Origin of the sequence: Curtobacterium sp. HSID17257 (genome assembly GCF_003989515.1) — a bacterium.
Taxonomy (GTDB): domain Bacteria; phylum Actinomycetota; class Actinomycetes; order Actinomycetales; family Microbacteriaceae; genus Curtobacterium.
The window spans coordinates 1-3,721 of the sequence record NZ_RBLU01000188.1 but is presented as its reverse complement, the minus strand read 5'-3'; the positions used below and the strand labels follow the sequence as shown (position 1 = coordinate 3,721).

The window sequence follows — 3,721 nt, the reverse complement described above, 5'->3', positions numbered from 1 at the left end:
ACCTGCGGAACCTCAACGTGATCGCGAGCCCCGCGCAGGAGTTCCGCGACGTCCTCGACCTGATGCCGACCGCCACGGCCGACGACTGGCAGGACGTCGCCGGTCGTCTCGCCGCGCTGCCGGACGCGCGAGTGCGCCGAGCAGGGCGATCTCGCCCTCGACGAGTTCCTGGGTGTCGTCCACGACGACCAGCCGCAGCGCCGCGACGCTCGCCGGGACCTCGTGCCGCAGGACGGCGGCCGTCGCGAAGGCCACCAGCTCCGCCGAGTCGAGGCTGCTGCCGCGGAAGGCCGTCACCGACGCGCGGTACTCGTCCACGAAGTCGCCGACCGCGCGCCACTCGGGGCGTCCGCGCTCGTCGGCGAGCTCGCGCATGTCGTCGGGCTCCACACCGGCGGCCACGGCCCGCATCATCACGTCACGGAGCGCGGTCCGGAACCCTGCACGCTCCCGGACGACGGCGGTGATCGGGGCCGGCCACGCGGGACCGCCACCGTCGATCTCGTGCCCGTCGAGCAGGTCGGCGATGATGCGGTCCTGCTCACCACCGGTCAGCAGCGTCGGCGCTTCCTGCCCCTGCAGCGCCGCTGCGTGTGCGACGACCTGGAAGGCGAGGGAGTTGACGGTCCGGGCGAGCGCCCCGGGGACGACCCGGTCGACGGCGGCCGCCAGACGGTCGCGGAGCGCGGTCGCCGCTGTCCGGGCGGACGTCAGCGCGAGCACCGCCGCGTGGCCGTCAGGCGAGATCCCGTCCGGACGGGCGAGCCGCTCGGCGACGAGCCGCGTGAGCGTGGTGGTCTTGCCGGTGCCCGGTGCGCCGATCACGGCGGCGTGCCGGGCGTCGGGCAGCGTCAGGACGGCATCCTGCGCGGGGTCGGCGACGAGCGCACGGGCGACCCCGACGTCCTCGGGGAGGGTCGTCAGCGTGGTCCTGGGCACGCGGACACGGTACCGACCACGGCCGACAGCAGCGGCCGACCCACCGCGACCGGAGCCGCGTGCGCTCCGGCCCGGTGCGAGGAACACACCGCCGCCACCGCTGCGGTGCGCCCCGGGCGAACGCCCGGTGTCGTCGGGGGCCGCTCGGATACGCTGTGCTCGTGGACATCAAGATCGGCATCATCAACAGCCCGCGCGAGATCGCCTTCGAGACCGCCCAGAGCGCCGAGGAGATCGAGCAGGCCGTGGCAGCAGCCCTCGAGTCGCAGTCGACCCACCTCTCCCTCAAGGACGAGAAGGGCCGCCGGTTCATCGTGCCGGTCGCCGCGCTCGCCTACGTCGAGGTCGGTGCAGAGGAGTCGCGCCGCATCGGCTTCGTCGCCTGACGTGGAGTTGCTCTTCGCCGTGCTCGGCGGCCTCATCGCCGGGGCCGTCGCGCACGTCGTCGTGCCCTGGCGCTCGACGCGCGGTGCGCTGCTCGGCCCGGTGGTCGGCGGCGTCGTCGCCGCCGTCGTGTGGGAGGCCCTGACCTGGGCCGGCTGGCCGTACGACGGCGGCTGGATCTGGGTGCTCGCCCTGGTCGGCGCCGGCGTCGTCGCCGTCGTCACCGAGTGGGTCCTGGGTCGTCGCCGCACCGCCGCGGACGAGGACTTCTTCGAGCGGGCCCGCGCCTGACCGCACCGGTCCTGCACGGACGAGCACGACCGCGCCGAGCGCTCCCGCGCCGAACGCGCCTGACCGTACCCCCGGGGCCAGCCCGACCGGACCGCCGCCCCTCAGGCGGTCAGCCCGAGCGCGTCCATCCGCCGCGTGTGTGCCGCGATGAGCTCCGTCCACACCGGCTCGAGCTTCTCCTGGTCCTCCCGCGCGTGGACCGCCAGCGCGGACCGTGCCACGAGCAGGGTGTCCCCGACGAGTCGGCGGCCCCACATGGCCAGCCGCGACCCGACACGCGGGTCCTGCTCGATGTGCTCGGACAGCTCCTGCACGACCGCGGGCTCCTCGCGCGCGTCGAAGACCGTGCGCAGTCGCTGTCGGACGTCGAGCGGCAGCGAGCGGAGCAGGCTGCCGAACAGGTCGTTGAGGATGCCCGCCGTCACGTACCCGGTGAGCATCGACTCGTACCAGTCGGCGCCACTGGTGCGCAGCAGGAAGCGGTCGATCGCCTCGCGGTGCGGCTCCATAAGCTCCGCCGGCGCCCACCCGCCTCGTTCGATCTCGGCGACGATCGTCCGGTGCCGCTCGAGCGCCGTCGTCGCGAGCACACCCGTCACGAGGCGTCCGGACATCGTCGGCGCCGCGGCCCCGGCACGCCCCATCGTCTCGTAGAGCGAGAGCTGCAGGTAGGCGGCCTGCCCCAGGTACACGTCGAGCTCCGGGCTCACGTCGTCCAGCTGCAGGCGCTCCACGGGCGAGGCGTTCCGCGGGTTGCGCGACGCCAACCACGCGGCTGCGAGCTGCGCAGCGCGCTTCCGGTTCCACCACGACACCATGCCCCGAGCATACGGGGAACGGGCGCCGCTCCCGCCCGGCGGGCGCTGTCGTCGCCGGCCGTCGGTAGACTGGCCGGGACTCCCACCAGGACCAAGGTGATCCATTGACTTTCGCAGACCTCTCCATCGAGCAGGACATCGTCGACGCGCTCGCGACGAAGGGCATCAGCGAGCCCTTCCCGATCCAGCAGCAGACGATCCCGCTCGCCCTCACCGGCCAGGACATCATCGGCCAGGCCAAGACCGGTACCGGCAAGACCTTCGGCTTCGGCCTCCCGCTGATCCAGCGCCTCGGCGCGGACCCCGAACACGGCGTCAAGGCGCTCGTCGTCGTCCCCACGCGTGAACTCGCCGTGCAGGTGACCGAGGACCTCGAGGTCGCCACGTCGAACCGCTCGACCACGATCGTCTCCATCTACGGCGGCAAGGCGTACGAGGGCCAGATCGAGCAGCTCAAGGCCGGCGCGCAGATCGTCGTCGGGACCCCCGGTCGCCTCATCGACCTGCAGCGCCAGCGCCTCCTCGACCTGTCGAAGGTGCAAGAGGTCGTGCTCGACGAGGCCGACCGCATGCTCGACCTCGGCTTCCTGTCGGACATCGAGCGCATCTTCCAGGCGGTCCCCGCGGTGCGGCACACGATGCTGTTCTCGGCGACGATGCCCGCGCCGATCGTCGCGCTCGCACGTCGCTTCATGACGCGTCCGGTGCACATCCGCGCGACGGACCCCGACGAGGGCCTGACGCAGGCGAACATCAAGCACGTCATCTACCGCGCGCACTCGCTCGACAAGGACGAGGTCATCGCCCGCATCCTGCAGGCCGAGGGTCGCGGCAAGACCGTCATCTTCACCCGCACGAAGCGCGCGGCGGCGAAGCTGGTCGAGGAACTGAAGGACCGCGGCTTCAACGCCGCAGCCGTCCACGGCGACCTCAACCAGGAGCAGCGCGAGCGCGCGATGGCGGCGTTCAAGGCGGGCAAGCGCGACGTGCTCATCGCGACCGACGTCGCCGCCCGCGGCATCGACGTGGACGACGTCACGCACGTCATCAACCACACGATCCCGGACGACCCGGACACCTACCTGCACCGCGCCGGCCGCACCGGTCGTGCGGGCAAGACCGGCATCGCGGTCACGTTCGTCGACTGGGACGACCTGCACAAGTGGACGCTCATCGACAAGGCCCTCGAGTTCGGCATCCCCGAGCCCGTCGAGACCTACTCGTCGTCGCCGCACCTGTTCGCCGACCTCGACATCCCCGCGGGGACGAAGGGCCGCCTGCCCGGCGCA

The 3,721-nt window shown here is 72.5% G+C and carries 4 protein-coding genes and 1 pseudogene; 3 read left to right on the top strand and 2 right to left on the bottom strand.

The window, feature by feature from the left end; all coding sequences use genetic code 11:
• Positions 1–186: 186 nt before the first annotated feature.
• Positions 187–825 (bottom strand): annotated as a pseudogene (locus D8M35_RS15830) (UvrD-helicase domain-containing protein); the annotation flags it as partial.
• Between the two features lie 275 nt (positions 826–1,100).
• On the opposite strand from D8M35_RS15830, the gene D8M35_RS15825 reads away from it, so the two are divergent.
• Together D8M35_RS15825 and D8M35_RS15820 are read left to right on the top strand one after the other, a co-directional pair.
• Positions 1,101–1,325, top strand: coding sequence for a DUF3107 domain-containing protein (locus D8M35_RS15825; RefSeq protein ID WP_126892676.1), 225 nt, complete (start codon positions 1,101–1,103; stop codon positions 1,323–1,325).
• 1 nt (position 1,326) lies between these two features.
• On the top strand, positions 1,327–1,614 hold the full coding sequence (locus D8M35_RS15820) for a hypothetical protein (RefSeq protein WP_126892675.1): 288 nt from the start codon (positions 1,327–1,329) through the stop codon (positions 1,612–1,614).
• A 101-nt stretch (positions 1,615–1,715) separates the two neighbouring features.
• Here D8M35_RS15820 and D8M35_RS15815 read toward each other — a convergent pair whose 3' ends face one another.
• Positions 1,716–2,432 carry a ferritin-like fold-containing protein gene (locus D8M35_RS15815; RefSeq protein WP_161972693.1) on the bottom strand — a complete coding sequence of 239 codons (717 nt, stop codon included), beginning with the start codon at positions 2,430–2,432 and terminating at the stop codon, positions 1,716–1,718.
• A gap of 104 nt (positions 2,433–2,536) precedes the next feature.
• Between D8M35_RS15815 and D8M35_RS15810 the strand changes: the two genes are divergently transcribed.
• Positions 2,537–3,721: DEAD/DEAH box helicase (locus tag D8M35_RS15810; RefSeq protein WP_148113404.1), on the top strand; the 1,185-nt coding region annotated here is incomplete at its 3' end.

Coding starts and splice junctions, on each gene's coding strand:
- D8M35_RS15815 (WP_161972693.1), bottom strand. CDS start 2,432: ATGGTGTCGTGGTGGAACCGGAAGCGCGCTGCGCAGCTCGCAGCCGCG.